General features: G+C 58.8%; 14 protein-coding genes, 3 tRNA genes and 1 pseudogene. 6 read left to right on the forward strand and 12 right to left on the reverse strand.

Annotation, left to right across the window (positions count from 1 at the left end; translation table 11 throughout):
* The 8 genes and pseudogenes from H9X91_RS14430 to H9X91_RS08995 all read right to left on the reverse strand — a co-directional run.
* Positions 1-125, reverse strand: a pseudogene (locus H9X91_RS14430) (D-2-hydroxyacid dehydrogenase); the annotation flags it as partial.
* A 67-nt stretch (positions 126-192) separates the two neighbouring features.
* On the reverse strand, positions 193-1,245 hold the full coding sequence (locus H9X91_RS08965; RefSeq protein ID WP_204804458.1) for an Ldh family oxidoreductase: 1,053 nt from the start codon (positions 1,243-1,245) through the stop codon (positions 193-195).
* Between the two features lie 30 nt (positions 1,246-1,275).
* Positions 1,276-2,007: an RraA family protein gene (locus tag H9X91_RS08970; protein WP_204804460.1), complete on the reverse strand. Its 732-nt coding sequence runs from the start codon at positions 2,005-2,007 to the stop codon at positions 1,276-1,278.
* A 1-nt stretch (position 2,008) separates the two neighbouring features.
* Positions 2,009-2,812, reverse strand: a complete 804-nt coding sequence (locus H9X91_RS08975) for an HpcH/HpaI aldolase family protein (RefSeq protein WP_204804462.1) — start codon at positions 2,810-2,812, stop codon at positions 2,009-2,011.
* Between the two features lie 100 nt (positions 2,813-2,912).
* A complete protein-coding gene (locus tag H9X91_RS08980; RefSeq protein WP_204804464.1) occupies positions 2,913-3,920 on the reverse strand; it encodes a tripartite tricarboxylate transporter substrate binding protein in 1,008 nt (335 codons plus the stop codon).
* Between the two features lie 52 nt (positions 3,921-3,972).
* On the reverse strand, positions 3,973-5,475 hold the full coding sequence (locus H9X91_RS08985) for a tripartite tricarboxylate transporter permease (protein ID WP_204804466.1): 1,503 nt from the start codon (positions 5,473-5,475) through the stop codon (positions 3,973-3,975).
* A gap of 15 nt (positions 5,476-5,490) precedes the next feature.
* Entirely contained in the window at positions 5,491-6,036 is a 546-nt protein-coding gene (locus tag H9X91_RS08990) for a tripartite tricarboxylate transporter TctB family protein (protein WP_204804468.1), read from the reverse strand.
* Positions 6,037-6,071: 35 nt separating this feature from the next.
* A complete protein-coding gene (locus H9X91_RS08995; protein WP_204804470.1) occupies positions 6,072-7,040 on the reverse strand; it encodes a hydroxyacid dehydrogenase in 969 nt (322 codons plus the stop codon).
* Between the two features lie 312 nt (positions 7,041-7,352).
* Between H9X91_RS08995 and H9X91_RS09000 the strand changes: the two genes are divergently transcribed.
* The 4 genes from H9X91_RS09000 (at position 7,353) to H9X91_RS09015 (ending at position 9,877) form a co-directional block, all read left to right on the forward strand.
* Positions 7,353-9,296 (forward strand): sigma 54-interacting transcriptional regulator, encoded by a 1,944-nt coding sequence (locus H9X91_RS09000; RefSeq protein WP_204804472.1) that lies wholly within the window; start codon positions 7,353-7,355, stop codon positions 9,294-9,296.
* 250 nt (positions 9,297-9,546) lie between these two features.
* Positions 9,547-9,623: transfer RNA gene (locus H9X91_RS09005), tRNA-Met, on the forward strand.
* A gap of 44 nt (positions 9,624-9,667) precedes the next feature.
* Positions 9,668-9,742: transfer RNA gene (locus H9X91_RS09010), tRNA-Glu, on the forward strand.
* Positions 9,743-9,800: 58 nt separating this feature from the next.
* Positions 9,801-9,877 (forward strand) — tRNA-Val (locus tag H9X91_RS09015).
* Positions 9,878-9,948: 71 nt separating this feature from the next.
* Here H9X91_RS09015 and H9X91_RS09020 read toward each other — a convergent pair.
* The 4 genes from H9X91_RS09020 to H9X91_RS09035 form a co-directional block, all read right to left on the reverse strand.
* Positions 9,949-11,052 (reverse strand): tyrosine-type recombinase/integrase, encoded by a 1,104-nt coding sequence (locus H9X91_RS09020; protein WP_204804474.1) that lies wholly within the window; start codon positions 11,050-11,052, stop codon positions 9,949-9,951.
* 1 nt (position 11,053) lies between these two features.
* Entirely contained in the window at positions 11,054-12,001 is a 948-nt protein-coding gene (locus H9X91_RS09025) for a tyrosine-type recombinase/integrase (RefSeq protein WP_204804476.1), read from the reverse strand.
* A 1,420-nt stretch (positions 12,002-13,421) separates the two neighbouring features.
* A complete protein-coding gene (locus H9X91_RS09030; RefSeq protein WP_204804478.1) occupies positions 13,422-14,276 on the reverse strand; it encodes a DUF3800 domain-containing protein in 855 nt (284 codons plus the stop codon).
* A gap of 14 nt (positions 14,277-14,290) precedes the next feature.
* Positions 14,291-14,650: a helix-turn-helix domain-containing protein gene (locus H9X91_RS09035; protein WP_204804480.1), complete on the reverse strand. Its 360-nt coding sequence runs from the start codon at positions 14,648-14,650 to the stop codon at positions 14,291-14,293.
* A gap of 247 nt (positions 14,651-14,897) precedes the next feature.
* On the opposite strand from H9X91_RS09035, the gene H9X91_RS09040 reads away from it, so the two are divergent.
* Positions 14,898-15,098 carry a helix-turn-helix transcriptional regulator gene (locus H9X91_RS09040; protein WP_204804482.1) on the forward strand — a complete coding sequence of 67 codons (201 nt, stop codon included), beginning with the start codon at positions 14,898-14,900 and terminating at the stop codon, positions 15,096-15,098.
* A gap of 38 nt (positions 15,099-15,136) precedes the next feature.
* Entirely contained in the window at positions 15,137-15,673 is a 537-nt protein-coding gene (locus H9X91_RS09045; protein ID WP_204804484.1) for a helix-turn-helix domain-containing protein, read from the forward strand.
* Positions 15,674-16,128: the final 455 nt, after the last annotated feature.

The following is a 16,128-nucleotide window of genomic DNA, read 5'->3' on the forward strand; positions in this document are numbered from 1 at the left end:
ATGATCTCCTCCTCGTCCGTCAGGCTGGTGCGGTCATACACCGTCAGCTCGCCCAGCTTCTCCAGCTCGCCCCAGCTCAGGTCCCCGGGGTTCTCCGTATAGCCGTCCAAAATCACGATCTTCATGGGTTGTTCCTCCTAACTTGGTTGTCCCCCGGCCGTATAGGGCCGGGGGACGGTGTGGGTCTCTGTCTCAGCACTTCTGCAGCAGATCCATGGAGACGCCGTACTTTCCGGCCAGTTCCTGGAACTCCTTCTCGATGGCGGGGCTGATATCGATGCCCTCTGCCTCCGCCTTCTGGGTAGAGCGGTACTCGATCTCGCCGGGGATCATGATCTCCTGGAACCCCGGGGCCGCCGGGGCGGCCTTCAGCTCATCGTACATGGCGTCAGTCCGGGCCTTGAAGGTCTCCAGATCCACAAAGCGGCCGATGTCGATGGCGCCCATGAAGTAGCCCACGCCGGAGGGCTCCTTGGGGTCCTCGAACATCCGGGGGATCTGCCGGCTGTTGTTGCCGCCGCAGAGGCAGCAGCAGATCACGTCGATGATCAGGGCCAGGGCGTAGCCCTTGGCGCCGCCCAGCGGGGTCAGGGCGCCCTTGTTGGCCACGACGGGATCCGTGGTGGGGCTGCCGTCCGGGGCCAGGGCCCAGTTGTCCGGAATGGACTTGCCCTCTTTCATGGCCAGGGCGATCTTGCCCTTGGCCACGGTGCTGGTGGCCATGTCCAGCACCAGATCCGGGTACTTGCCGGAGGGCACCGCCACCGTCATGGGGTTGGTGCCCAGCATGGCGGTGGCGCCGCCGAAGGGGGCCACCAGGGCGGGCGAATTGCAGATATTGAAGCCGATCATGCCCTCCGCCGCGGCCTGCATGGCGTAGAAGCCGCCGAAGCCGTAGTGGGAGGCGTGATTCACGGTGCAGAAGCTGACGCCGTACTCCTTGGCCCGCCGGATGCACTCCTGCATGGCGGCGGTGCCGATGGTGGAGCCCATGCCGTTGTTTCCATCCATAGAGAAGACCGCGCCGCTGTCCATGGTGATGGTGGGCTGGGCCGTGGCGGAAGTGCAGCCCCGCTCGATGCGGGTCACGTAGCCGCCCAGCCGGGTCATGCCGTGAGAGCGGACGCCCCGCATATCGCTGAGCAGCAGGTTTTTCAGCAGCGTCTCAGCATCCTGGTGGGACATGCCCACCTTTTCCGCCACCTGGATACCGAACTGCCGCAGGGATTCGACTGTGTATTTCATGGGAAAGACCTCCTTCAATCTGCGTTTGGTTTATCTCTGGGGTGCGATGGCCGCCCGGCGGCGCTGCATCTCGCCCCGCCACTCCATGATCTGCTTGGCCGTGACCTTTTCCCCCCGGGCGATGGCGGCCTGGCAGGGCCCCTTCAGGGCCTCCTCGGCATCCATGGCCCGGACGCAGGCCTCCGCCAGCTGTCCGGCGATCTCCTGGGGGATGACGATGGCCCCATGGGCGTCCGCGTGGATCAGATCCCCGGGGCGGACGGTCATGCCGCAGATGTCCACCGCCGTGCCGGCCTCCACCATGTGGATGTAGGCGTGGGAGATCAGCACCTCTTTGGAGAACAGATAGAACCCGACCTTCTTTACCTCTTCGATGTCCCGGACGCCGCCGTCGGTGATGACGCCGATGCAGCCCAGGGCCCGGTGGACCGTGGCCTGCACGTCGCCCCAGAAGGAGCCCACCGGCACCCGGTCCAGATCCTGGATGGCCGCCACCATGGGCAGGTCAAAGTCCTCATACTGGCGGTAATACGCCTCCATCACGGCGCTGTGGGCCGGCGTGGCCGGCTGCCGGGCGGAGATGACGCCGGTGCGGGCGTAGCCCACCATGGCCTTGTCGCTCATGGCGGCGCGCATCCGCAGCTCCGGCCGGGTGAAGCCCTCAGTCCGGCTCCGGACGCCGAAGCCCTCAATGGCGTTGCAGATAGTGGGGGTGTCGAACTGGGCCAGGGCGTCCAGCTGTTCCCGTGTCAGCAGCTCCATCTCAATACGCCCTCTCCAGCTGGTCCAGGATGGTGTGGGAGGTCTGCATCACGTTCTTGGCGCCGCTGACGATGTAGTTGAAGTCGAAGTTCATGCACATGAAGTTGACGCCCCGGCGGGTCCAGTCCCGGATGAACTTCTCGCTGCAGGCGCCGGACACGCCGAAGAGCTTGCCGGTGCCGGCCAGGGCCTCGCCGATCTTGTCGAACTGCTCCAGCACCTCGGGGTCATTGACGGTGTAGGTCCGCTCCGGGGTGTTCATGCTCATGGTGAAGTCGTTGGGGCCCACCACGAAGCCGCTGATGCCAGGCAGCTTGGCGATCTCCGGCAGGTCCTTCACCACATCGATATGCTCGATCTGGACGATGGTGAGGATGTACTTGTCCGTGTCGGCCACGTACGCGTTCTTGTCCCAGATGCCGTAGTTGACCGCCCGGCGGGTGCCCATGCCCCGGATGCCGGCGGGGGGATAGTGGGTGGCGGCGGCAGCCTGCTTGGCCTCTTCCAGGGAACAGACCATAGGCACCACGATGCCGTCTGCGCCCATGTCCAGGATGGCCTTGATGATGACGGGGTCGTTCCAGGGCACCCGGACGATACCGGCGGCACCGGCAGCCCGGCAGGCCATCAGGTGGTTCTGGATGTCCTTGCGGTCGATGGCGCTGTGCTCGCCGTCGATCCAGATAAAGTCAAAGCCGCAGCCGGCGATCATCTCCGTGACGAAGGGACTGTCGAAGCCCACATGGGAACCCAGCGCCAGCTTGCCGGCGGCTACCTTGTCAGTGATCTTGTGTGCGTTATACATGGAAATTCCTCCTTGTTGAACGATATAGGGGTAGAAGAACGGCAGGCCCGGCCGGTTTTCGGCCGGACCTGCCGCCGAGGGGAAAGCTGGTCAGAGTGTCTTACTTGAAGTAGTCGGCGTAGGCCATCATCTTCTCGTTCTCTTCCTGGATGTAGGCGATGGACTCCTCGGTGTCCATGAAGAGCGGGGTCTGGTTGTAGGCGGTCTTGATGGCCTCTGCATATTCAGGCATCTCAGAAACCGTCTTGAAGGCTTCCGCAAACTTCTCAGTGATTGCAGGATCCACGCCCTTCGGGAACAGCACATAATAGGTCAGGTCATAGGACATATTCACGCCCTGCTCCAGGCAGGTAGGAACGTCGGGCAGATAGTCCAGCCGCTCGGAGGTGGTGACGCCCAGATACTTGAAGTCGCCGGAGGTCACATAGTCCTGAACGGTGCCGATGGGGTTGATGATAACATCCACATGGCCGCCCAGCAGAGAGGCGACGCGCTCGGCGGAGGAAGAGGCGTTGACGATGTTCAGCTGGGCATCCTCCTCCACGTTCAGCACGACGGAGGCCCAGTGAGAGGTGGCGCCGGTGTTGGCGGCGATCTTCACGGTCTGCGGATGTGCCTGAGAATATTCAATCAACTCCTCCATGGTGTCATAGGGGGCGTCGGCGCGGACCACAACGGCCTCGCCGGAGCTCTCGCCAACGACAGCGACGACGTCGAATGCCTCGGAGCCGTAGTCGGCGATGCCGGTAGCCTGGTTGATATTCAGGCAGGTGTGATAGAACAGGCAGGTATAACCGTCGGGAGCGGCATTTTTCACTTCCTCGGAGCCCAGGGCGCCGCCGTTGCCGGTGATGTTGGTAACGGCCACGGTCTCTCCCAACACATCCTCCAGATACATTGCATACGTACGAGCATTAAAGTCCGTGTCGCCGCCGGCGCCCATGGGCACGATCATATTGATGGACTTGGTGGGCCAGTCGGTGCCGCCCTCGTCCGTGGAGGCACCGCCGTCATCCGTCGTGTCAGAGCCGCCATTGCAGCCCGCCAGGAGCGTGCACATCATTGCTATGGCAGAGAGAAGGGCAAACAATTTCTTCCAGTTTTTCATTTCGAGACTTCCTTTCTTTTCATGTTTGAACAGCATCTGCCGTGTATCCAAATCAGGAATTGGCGGCGGCCTTGCGATCCTTCAGCTGCTTGCGGACCGTCAGTACGATGGAGATGGCGGCCATCACCAGGAACACGCAGGAAATGGGGGACGTGATGAAGATGCTGGGATCGTTGTTGGAGTACATCAGAGCGCGGCGCAGATTGGTCTCCACTGTCTCGCCCAGCACGAAGCTCATGATCATGGGAGGCAGCGGGATATCCAGCTTGCCCATGGCATAGCCCACCAGGCCGAAGAAGATGATGGACCAGCAGTCGAACATCCGGTTGTTCAGAGCGAAAGCGCCGATGATGCACAGTACGATGATGATGGGCATCAGATAGTACTTGGGCACCTTCAGGACCTTGGCAAACAGCCGCAGGCCGAACATCTGGATAACGATCATCATGACGGAGGCGACGCACATAGAGGCGAAGATACTGTAGACCACGTCGGGGTGAGAAGTGAACAGCAGGGGTCCGGGCTGCACGCCGTGGACGATCAGGCCGCCCAGCAGCATGGCGGTGGCTGCGTCGCCGGGGATGCCCAGGGTCAGCAGGGGGACCATGGCGCCGCCGATGGTGGCGTTGTTGGCAGTCTCGGAGGCCACGACGCCGTCGATGATGCCGGTGCCGAACTTCTCGGGATACTTGGACTTGTTCTTGATGACAGAGTAGGCCAGGATGTTGGAGGTGGCGCCGCCGATGCCGGGCAGGATGCCGATGCCCACGCCGATCAGGGCCGCGATGAGGAAGTTGACCTTCTGGCTCAGGAATTCCTTCAGGGTGAAGCCGAAGCCCTTGCCCTTAAACTGCATCACCTGGCCGGAGCCGGCGATGAGCTGCTTCTTGTTGGCGGCGGTGCTGAGGATCTCTGAGATGGCGTACAGCCCCACCAGGACCGTCAGGATGTCGAAGCCGCCCCGCATGCCGGAGAAGCCGAAGGTATAGCGGTCCACCGCGTCGATGGGAGCCGCGCCCACAGTGACGAACACGATGCCCAGCGCCGCGGAGATCAGGCCCTTGACCAGGGACTTGCCGGACAGGCTGGAGATCAGCGTCAGGGAGAAAATCGCCACGGCAAAATACTCCGCGGGGCCGAACTTCAGAGCGAAGTCCGCGATGATCGGAGAGACAAAGACCAGCACCAGGATGCCGAAGATCGTGCCCAGGAAGGAGAACACCGTGCCGACGCCCAGCGCTTTATAGGCCTGACCTTTTCTGGCAAGGGGGCTTCCGTCGAAGCAGGTGGCCACCGAGGCCGGCGTGCCGGGGATGTTGATGAGGATCGCCGCGATCAGGCCGCCGGACACGGCGCCGATGTAGATGGCGATCAGCAGGGCCATGCCCTTGATGGGGCCCAGGCTGTAGGTCACCGGCAGGAACAGGGCGATGCCGGTCACTGCCGTCAGGCCGGGAACAGAGCCGAAGATGATGCCGACAATCGTTCCCAAAATCATCAGCACCAGGGTTTCCGGCGATGCGATCGCCGCAAGACCGTCAATAAAAAGTTCCATTTATCACGCCCTCCTTTATCCGATGATACCGGTCGGCAGGACCATATCCAGGCCGTACACGAACAGGTAATAGACGCCGACGGCCACCACAACAGAGAGAATGATGATGACCGGCAGCTTCCGCTTCTGCTTCGGCGTCAGCAGCATCATGGTGGCAAACAGGAACAGCGCCGAGGAGATCATGAAGCCCAAAACAGACATGAGCGCCATGTAGACGATCAGGATCAGGAAGATCGCCACCAGGGCCTTGGTGTCGGCGTTCCGGTTGGCGGCATCGTCGTCCCAGTCCTCCACCTTGAATTCGCCGTTCTCATCAGCCGTCTCCGCGGGCGCGGCGGGGGCCTCTGCCGCAGGGGCGCTCTTGCTGGTTCTGGAAGCAAAGACCAGCTGCAAAACGCTCAGAAGGATCAGCAGCACACCCACTACCTTGGGCAGGAACGAGGAGTCCACTACAGAGGACCCACCGTAAGCGTCATAGCTTGGGATCGTGAAAGCCAGCGCGAAATACGCGATGCCGACCACCAGGAAGATGACACCCACCAACATTTCTTTGTTTTGCATGAGTTTTTTCATCCGTTCTCACCTCCGAAATCTGTTTACACCCTCGGTCCCTTGGGCACCACCACCGGCCAGGTGGGCTGCTTGCCGGAGAGTACCTCGTCGATGCCCATGGCAGCGTGCAGGCCCATGCGGTCCGTGGTCTCAATGGTCAGCGCCGCGTTGTGAGGCGTCACCACCACGTTGGGCAGCTGGAACAGCGGGTCCTCCGGGCTGGGAGGCTCGGCGGGATACACGTCCAGCCCCGCGCCGGCGATGGCGTTGTTCTTCAGTGCCTCGATCAGGTCCTCCTCCCGGATCAGGTCGCCCCGGGCCGCATTGATGAGATAGGCCGTGGGCTTCATCATGCCGATCAGCCGAGCGTCCACGCTGTTGCGGGTCTCCGGTGTGGAGGGCATGTGGATGGACACGATATCGCTGCCGGAGAAGATCTCCTCCATGGTCTCACAGCGCCGGACCTCCGGGTCCCACCGGTCCGCCGGCAGGAAGGGGTCATATCCCAGCACCTTCATGCCGAAGCCGTTGATGGCCTTCTTTGCCACCATGTGGCCGATCTTGCCCAGGCCCAGCAGGCCCAGGGTCTTGCCCTCCAGATCCATGCCCTTGACCCGGTTGCGGATCTCGTAATCCCCGTTCCGAATGGCCTTGTCAAAAAGGACCAGCTTTTTGGCGCAGGCCAGGATCAGCATCATGGTGTGCTCCGCCACCGCCACCGTATTGGACAGGGGGCCGTTGGTCACCCAGATGTTCAGGTCTCTCGCCGCGTCCAGATCGATCTTGTCCAGGCCGACGCCGTGCTTGCTGATGACCTTCAGATGAGGCGCCGCCTCCATGATCCCACGTGTGATATGCTCGTTCCGGGCCAGCAGCGCATCGCAGTCTGCAGCGTCTTCCATAATGGTCTGTTCATCGATCCCCCGGCCCATTTTGATGACGTACCCGCGTTCCCGCAGATAGTCCTTTCCCGGCTGGGAAATGTCCGAAGGGATCAGGACCTTCTGTTCCATGTGGTCACATCCTCTCTGTCTGTTTGCCCGTCTATAGAGCAACTTTCGTGCCAATCCCGGCGATCCGGCATATTTTAAAATTCTTTTTTCATATTGCTTAAATTTGGGGAAAGTGTTTTTGAATGTTCGCCGAAAGTATCGTCAAATTCCAGTCAATGTTTTTGGCGGTTTCGTCAAATATTGTTTCAAGTGTTTAAAATATCGTTTAACCCGTTTAATTTTGTTTTATACACAGCGATTTTTCCCTCTTGACGGCCAAAAATGTGTTTGCTATGATCGTTCTATAGAACAGTCAGAAACAGGAGGGGTGTTATGGTTCGGATCGCCATCGTCATTCCATATGCCAGCATGGCGTCGTTGGCACAGGAGGTGTTTCAGGAGCACACCGCTCAGATGCGGCTGCAGCAGCGGGACTCCACAGACTACTCTCTGGAGATCATCGTGGCGCCCACCACCCAGGAGCTGCTGCCTCAGATGCCGGACTGCGACGCCATGATCGTCCGGGGCGCCACCTATCTGGATCTGTGCCGGAACGCGCTCTCCGTCCCGGTGATCGAATTGATCATCAACGGCACGGACATCGTGAACATGCTGCTGCAGCTGCGGCAGAAATACGGCTCGGTGCCGGCGGCTGTCCTGGGCACCCAGAACATGATCCTGGGCGTGGAAAAGCTGGCCCGGCAGCTGAATGTGGATGTGACGCCCTACTGCTTCCCGGAAAACTCCGTGCCGGAGATCCGCAAATGCGTGGAGCAGGCCGCCCGGGACGGCAAGAAAGTCGTCATCGGCGGAAGCACCGGCTGCCGTCTGGCAGAGGAGATGGGCCTGACCTCCATGCTGATCTCCTCCGGGCGGGAGGCCTTCTGGAACGCCATCTCCGAGGCCAAACAGCAGGCCAAGATCAGCATCGTGGAGCGGGAGAAGGCCCTGAGCCTTCAGACCATGCTGGACAACGCCTATGAGGGGCTGGTGGCCATCGACCGCAACCGGCAGATCTCCTTTTTGAATATGGCGGCCATCCAGATCCTCCAGCTCTCCCAGCGGGAGCAGTACCTGGGCAAGCCGGCCTCCACCGTGTTCTCCACACCCACGCTGAATCGGATCGTTTCTGCGGCGGAGAACACGGATGAGATCATCGAATACAAAAACACCCACCTGTCCGTCAAGACCCGCAGCCTGACCATGCACGGCGCTCCCGTGGGCCGGGTCGTCTCTCTGCTGAATGCCGCCCAGATCCAGACCACGGAGGATCAGCTGCGGAAGAAGCTCCACTACAAGGGGCATCAGGCAAAATACTCCTTTGACCACCTGATCACCCGCAGCCCCCGGATGCTGGAGTGTATTCAGGAGGCCAAGGCCTACGCCCTGACGGATTCCAACATCGTGGTGGTGGGCGAGACGGGCACCGGCAAGGAGCTCATCAGCCAGAGCATCCATGCCTTCAGCCACCGGGCCGAGAACAATTTCGTGGCTCTGAACTGCGCGGCCCTGCCGGAAAATCTGCTGGAGAGCGAGCTGTTCGGCTATGTGGAAGGTGCCTTCACCGGTGCCGCCAAGGGCGGAAAGCCCGGCCTGTTCGAGATCGCCCACAACGGCACCATCTTCCTGGACGAGATCTCGGAGATCCCCCTGGGCCTCCAGGGCCGCCTGCTGCGGGTCCTGCAGGAGCGGGAGATCATGCGCCTGGGCGACAACCGCATCATCCCCATCAACATCCGGGTCATCGCGGCCACCAACAAGAATCTGGAGGACCTGGTCCATGCCGGAAAGTTCCGCAGCGATCTGTACTACCGCCTGTACGTGCTGCAGCTGAATCTCCCCGCCCTGCGGGAGCGGCGGGAGGACATCCCCCTGCTGGTGCAGGGCTTCATCCGCCAGTTCCAGGCCCGGGAGGGGCTCACCACGCCGCTGGAGCTGAGCGAGGCCGACTTCCGCCTGCTGCAGGACCGCCCATGGCGCGGCAACATCCGGGAGCTGCGGAACTTCTGTGAGCGGCTGGTGGTCCTCTATCAGCCCGGGACCTCCGTGTCCGACCTTCTGGCCCACCTGCTGGACACCTCCTGCTCTCCGGATCCGGAGCCTCAGGTGGCCATCCCTCTTCCCGGATCCTCCCACGCCAGGATCGACCTTCCCTATGAAACGCTGCGTGCGGTGCTGCAGGAGTGCCGCGGGAACCGGACCCAGGCGGCGGCAAAGCTGGGGATCAGCCGGGGAACGCTCTGGCGCATGCTGAAGAAGTATCAGTCCCAGGATTGAGGCACTGTGCCCGCCGGCTCCGCAGCGGCTGTCCGGCCTCCGCAGCCGCAGGTCCCGCTCCGGGGATGCACTCTCCCGGCAGCTGTCCCCGCAGGCGGGGCGTCCTGATCCTGCGCCCGGGCGGCTCTGTCCGGCGCACATCTGCGGTCCCGGCGGCCGTCCGATTTTTTTCATTTTTTTAGAAAGAATCTCTTGACAATGGAGGCCCCGTTCTGGTATAGTAATTTGTGCCCGTTCGGGTTAGCTATTCGGCGGCATAGCTCAGTTGGCTAGAGCATGCGGTTCATACCCGCAGTGTCCCCGGTTCAAATCCAGGTGCCGCTACCAGAGAATCCCATGAAGCGCTTCGGCGCTTCGTGGTTTCTCCAACCGGCCCGTTGGTCAAGTGGTTAAGACACGGCCCTTTCACGGCTGTAACATGGGTTCGAATCCCGTACGGGTCACCATCCCATAGGACGCCGTCGTGCGGCGTCTTATGGGACCTCAAAAATCACATATCCGTATGGAGGCTTAGCTCAGCTGGTTAGAGCGCCTGCTTCACACGCAGGAGGTCACTGGTTCGAGTCCAGTAGTCTCCACCATCTGAACCCCCTGGAACCGTAAGGTTCCAGGGGGTTTCTCGTTCTTCTGATACACACCAAAGTACACACTTTTATTTTTTGGCGAGGATTGACTTGATGGCCTGTCCCGTGTAATCTGCGGCTTTCTGCAGGTCACCGGCCATGACATGGCCATAAGTACCCTCGGTATCCATGTCCCGGCTGTGGCCAATGACCATTTTCTTCAGGCCCTCCGGCATCTCCTTGTTGATAGAGACATAGGTATGCCGGAGTTCATACAGGGTGGTCTCCGGAATCCCGTTCGCCCGGCAATACCGCTTCCAGGCTCGGATGAAGTTCTTGTTCACCAACGGACCGCCGTCTGGGCCGGGAAACAGATAGGGGGAGATCATGCCTGCTTCCTTCAGCATGGCCCGCTGCGCCTTGACCTCTTCCATGCCGATCTCCGGAAGCTGGAAGGTCCGCTGGGCGTTGTGGTTCTTGCCTTGGGTGATCTCCCTGCGGACATTGATGGAGCGCCGCACAATGACCTTGCTGCCCTTGATATCGGACTTGTCCTCCAGGCCGGTCAGCTCCCCGGGGCGGAGGCCCGTGATGACCGCGAACCGATAGGCATGGATATACCAGTCCTGCACCGGCTTGCCGCGCCAGGTGGTCATATCAGAGCGGAAGAGTGTTATGATGCCGTCCGGTGAGACGATCCGCTTTTCTGGCCGTTTGGCGCCAGCAGGAATCGCCAGCGTCTCCGGGTACAGTCTGGTTTTGCCATGCTGCCGGCACCACTTCAGCCAGCCCATCATGCAGCCCCGGATATCCCGCAGCGTTTTGGCTGAGAGCTTCCTGCTGGCGTATGCCCGGTCGATCACGTCCTGCAAGTCTCCTTCGGTCAGGCGGTTAATCCGGATCAAGCCAATTACAGGCCGGATGTACAGCCGGATGAAGCCGCAATACTGGGAGGCATGGCCGGCTGATTTTGTTCCCTTCAAATACTCTTCATACTGATCCAGCAGTCGGCCAACTTGAACCGTCTCCGCTGAGGTGGGATCTTCCAGCCAGCGGTCGGCCTTGCGCTCCGCCTCCAGCTTCCCTTTTCGGCCGGTGAGCGTGCTCGTGAAGGTCTTTCGCTTTCCGTCTCTCTGGACATTGACCTGCCAGCGGTGATACCGATCCACCCAGTATGCCTCGCTGATACGCATATTACCGTCCCCCCTCCTGTCCGTCCATCTTAAAGGGGGCGGCAGCGCCGGACAAGGGTGCCGCTGTACGAGGCTCCTGGAGGGAAGCAAGATAGATCCTCGTCACATCGTCCCGGCCGTGGCCCAAAAGCTGGGAAACCGCCTTCCTGGCCTCGTAGGGCGTGGCGCCGGCGGCGATCCGCTCCTGGTACCACTCGGCCGCGCAGGTGTGCCGGAGGCCGTGGAAGGTCATGGGCCGGGCTGACCCAGTGTCCTGCGCACCGGGACGATGTGTACGAATAAATGATTGCAGCTGCTGGATGGCTGTATGAGTTTGGACGCCATCCGGGACAAAGAGCTTGTGCCCGCGGGGCGTGGCCTGCAGGGCCAGCTCCAGCCGGCTCACCAGGATAGGATGCAGCGGAACCGTCCGGACAAGGCCGCCCTTGCCCTTGATGGTGATGGCCCCTTCCCGGATGGCTTGCTCCGCCGTGGCGGTGTCAATCCGGAAGCACTCATGGATGCGCAAGCCCGCATACCGGGCCAGATAGAGGATCGTCACGTAGTCCTCCCTGCCCAGGCGCAGTGCCTCCGCCAGCATCCGCTGGAACTCCTCCCGGCTCCAGGTGCGGTCCACGCCGCCGAAGGTGCGCCGCTGCAGCAGAAGATCTCCATTGTCCGGCAGCTGGTGCCGGGGCGCCGCCATCAGGTCATGGAAGAAGCGGATGGCGGCCAGGTCCGTCTTGATGGTGGAGGGGGACTTGCCGCTCTCCTGAAGGAAGGCCACATACGCCACGAGGTGCTTCGGTCCGATATTGGCCAGGCGCTCCAGATGATACCGTTCTGCCAGGAAGCGGCAGAACCGCTGCATGGCCTCATAGTAGCGGGCGCGGGTGCGGTAGCTGCCCGCCCGGTTATGCCGGTACAGGCGGTTCAGCTGGTTGATCAGGTTCAGATAATACTTCGACATACTGCCGTCCTTTCTTCATAAAGGGCGCAGCTCACCCAATGGCGCTGTGGGGCTGTTTCCGGCGAATTTCTGAAAAATCCTCCGGCCGCACAGTGCATCAGGAACCGTCAAAGCCCTGATACAGCTATGTTTTCCCGGCCGAGAGCCGCCAGATCAACAAGCCTGTCTCTGATTGTAATACGTGTTGAGCACGAATGCCGCAGCCCCGCTGGAAGCGGGTGGGAGACGATCTCCCGCGGCGGGCGCGCGCCCTGGGGTGAGGTGCAGATCGCTCTGCCGGCGCCCGGATGTCCGCCCCCGGCAGCGGGGCAGGAATGATGCGGATGGTGGCTGCGGCTCTGCCGAGCGCCGCGCCGGCCGGAAGACTCCCCGGCCCGGAGATGCGATAAAAACTTGTGGTCATGTCTCGGTGTTTCATCATGTTCTCCTTTTGGCGCCTCCAGCGGGAAGATCCCCCTGGACCATGGCGCATACTGGTCTCTTCGGTTTTGGCGCTGCGAGGACGTCACAGGCGGCCTCTCCTTTGTCGGTCATGTTGGTGTGATCAATACAAAAAGGCCCGAAAACTTCTCTCGTTTTCGGACCTTATGATCTATTCAGTTGTCCGTTTGGGGTTTCTGATCTGGCAGGTCTCCGGGCGGCGGGCATACTGCTCCCTCCGGGTGCAAAATCTGACCTACAAAATCTGACCTAACATCGATCTTATCGTAGCACGGCACGGACACGGCGTCCAGTTGCGCTTTTGGCTACACTTCGGCACTCTCCCAATCAACATCCCCCAATGGGGGAAATTTCAAACAGGGACAGGGCAGAATATTCCCCCTGCTCATACGTACAAACCTAACAACGTGTGCAATGCGTCAACCGCGAACGGATCGGCTTCCCATTCCGCCCCCCGCATTTCAGCAGAGTACGCACAAAAATCAATCTACCTCTTTTTTACCAAATTTTCCGGAGTTTTGCAAGCGCAAAACAGTGTCAATTCCATGTCAAAACACTGCCAATTTTTATCAGGCTGTCCGGAGCTGGCAAGGCCAGTGGCGCACTTGTCCCTTGTCTCGTGCCAGTCCTCCCTAACTTACTCCGCCCTAATCGCCCTTCGGCGAGATAAAACAATGATACGCAGATACTATGCCTGCTATACGCAGTGCTCAGATACTTCCTCAATCCGTAAATATTGTACCATGTATTCAGATTGATGTCAAAGTTTGAAATTTTCCACCTGTGTATCAAAATTTTTGTTTGTTTTTTTGAAAATCAGTTGCTCTAATTTGTGCAACTTCTGCATTGAATTCCCGTGTTTATGTATGGTATATTTCCTGTAGGGAAACATATCATTTAACAGAGCTGGAACGTTCCGCAATCGGGGCAGGGTGTAAAATGCCGCAAGGCACACCTGGGAGGAAAGGTTCCAGCTCTGTTATTTTTTTCTCTCGCAAGTCATGTATACGTGCCTGTAAACCATCTTAACCGGCTCCATTGTAAGATACTCCCGCAACTCGCTTTCTGTGTGGATTGGAAACAGGGGAAGAATGTATTTCAGGCTTTTTGATGCAAGAACACTTAAGGCCCTGCGTTTTCCATTTTTGCAGAGTGGCTGTATCCTTTTATGAGCCAGAGCAGCCTTAACACAAAGAGGGCAGAGAGTTTTAAAATAGAGCATATCTTCGAGAGTTTCATATTGTTCAAAATGTTCTCTTATTGCACCGCACAGAAGATCTGCAATTTGAATCAACAGAAAATTTGCATCTTTTGAGTCACGAAAGACAATCTGCTCGGTATAGTGCCTTTTTCTCTGGCTTTTTATGTGGTCAAAGACATCTGCTAATGGGACTTCTTCTGTGTTCTTCATTCGGTCGATTGCAATTAGAATCTTTGAGTCTTCTTCCAGGCAATATTTATCCAGAGACCGAAGGGCCATCAAATGACAGAGAATCGAAAGATGTTTATTCCCTTGATACTTCGCCTGGTCAACTTCCTTTTTGAACACAATCTGACAGGACAACTGTCCTTTTGCATCTCTCAGCAGTCCGAGGGCCTCAGCCCCTCTGCGGTGCCGCCTGATCCTTGAATATTTCACTTCGTCTTTTTCATTGCAACCGACAATCGCCTTAATCTGCTTCAGAATTTCAAGATTGTGGGCGATATCTTCTTTCTTCACCAAAAAGGCAGCGGCGGCATAGCAAATCGTCGCTCCCCGCTCAAAGGCAAAGCCATCATCTCCAGAGGCGTCTACATACATTACGTAATCAAATTGATTAGGATCAACTTTCACAATAAGCCACCCGCTTATTTATTTCCTTTTGTGTCCGAATCGGACACATTTTTTTTACTCTCTTCTGCCACCAAGTACTCCAGGAAGGTCATGATCTTGTCCTGGCTCTCCGGGGATAGGCCGTTGAACCGCATCACCAGGTAACGTTGCGGCGGGCCTCCCAGGCCGGGATCGGCCTCACCAAGCAATTCACTGACGGTTGTTCCGAGATAACTTGCCAATCGCTCGAATTTGTCAATAGATGGCTGTCGGCCGCGCTTAACATCCGGTAAAAAACTAGTACCAACGCCACTCTCTTTACAAGCAGCTGTCGGGCTTACGCCTTTTAACGTCGCAAAGTGTTTTACATTTTGCACAAATATTTCAACATTCATGGGCGACCACACCTATTCTGAATTTGGGCAGTTTATGCAAAAATGCGCAATATCGAGTTTTTATATTGACAATGCGCAATATCGAGTTTATTATTTACCCATAGGCAAGAAACCGCAGGGCAACAGAGGTCCCCAAATATAACGGGAGCCAAACCCCTGTCGGCCTCCGTGGAAAAACAAATAAACTACAAGGCAATTTTATCACGGAGAGGTGTATGTTTCAAGCATTTCAGGAAGGAGGTTTCTAATGGCAAACAACATCAAGCAGCTGCGGGAGGCCGCCGGCATGACCCAGGCGGAACTGGCCGCCAAAATGCAGCTCACCACGCCCTCGGTCACCAAGTGGGAGCTGGGCCGGGCCAATCCCACTTACGACAATCTCATCCAGCTGGCGGAGATCTTCGGAGTCTCCCTGGATGAGGTGGCCGGGCGCCAGACCAGCGCTTGAATCTATTTGTACCATATCGCAAAAAGGAGGAAAACACCATGCCGGAGGACTACAGCAATATCTATAAAATCGCTCGTCGAGCGGCTGGTTTTACCCAAGAATCAGCCGCCGAGCAACTGGAAATCTCTGTTGACAGTGTGCGGGCATATGAGACTTCCCAGCGTCTGCCGCCCAGTGAGATTGTAGAGCGGATGGTCGTCTGCTTTCACGCTCCCCAACTCGCCTACCAACATTTGCACGAGACGAACGCCCTCATATCACGGGTGATCCCACAGTTGGAGCAGCGAAGCATCCTGGAGGTTGCCATCCGGATCTACAACCGGATGCGGTATTTTTCCCAAAATGCCTGCTTGGAGCGCCTGTTGACTATTGCGGAAGATGGGCGGATCGATGACACTGAACGGCCGGAGTTCGATGAGATCATCGAGGAGCTGCGGAGCATCATCCAGTCTGGCCTGGAGCTGGAAATCTTCTGCTCGCCTGATCCAGCCACGAAAAAAGACCGCCCCACGGGTGGAGCCGTGAGACGGTCTGGGTTCCGGGCTTGCGCCGAGAACGATTGCAAATTTATTTAGCCACGCCGAAAGGAGGAAACCATGTATCGGTACTTATCAGGAAGACTGCGGCAGCTGGGGCTGAAGCAGAGTGACCTGGGCTATGCCCTGGGAATCGGTGCGACCGCTGTCAGCCATCGCATGACTGGCCGCACACCATGGGGCATTGACGAGATGTATAAGGTCTTGGAGTTGTGCCAGGCCCAGCCGGAAGAGCTACATATCTACTTCCCTCCCCCGACTTCGCAGCGCCCGTACAGGAGGGCTGCGTCATGAGGCAGTGTACAAAAGAAGACCGCCCCGCGGGTGGAGCCGCGAGACGGTCGGGGTTCTGGGCTTGCGCCGAGAACGATTGCAAATCTATTATAGCAAATTCCTGCCGGATTGCAAGCCCCAGTTTCTCCAGGAAAGGGGTGACTCTCCCATGATCATCTGGGGACTTGTGCTGATCGGCATTTGCACGCTCACCAGCGGGC

Source organism: Oscillibacter valericigenes (genome assembly GCF_016902445.1).
GTDB classification, from domain to species: Bacteria; Bacillota; Clostridia; order Oscillospirales; family Oscillospiraceae; genus Oscillibacter; species Oscillibacter avistercoris.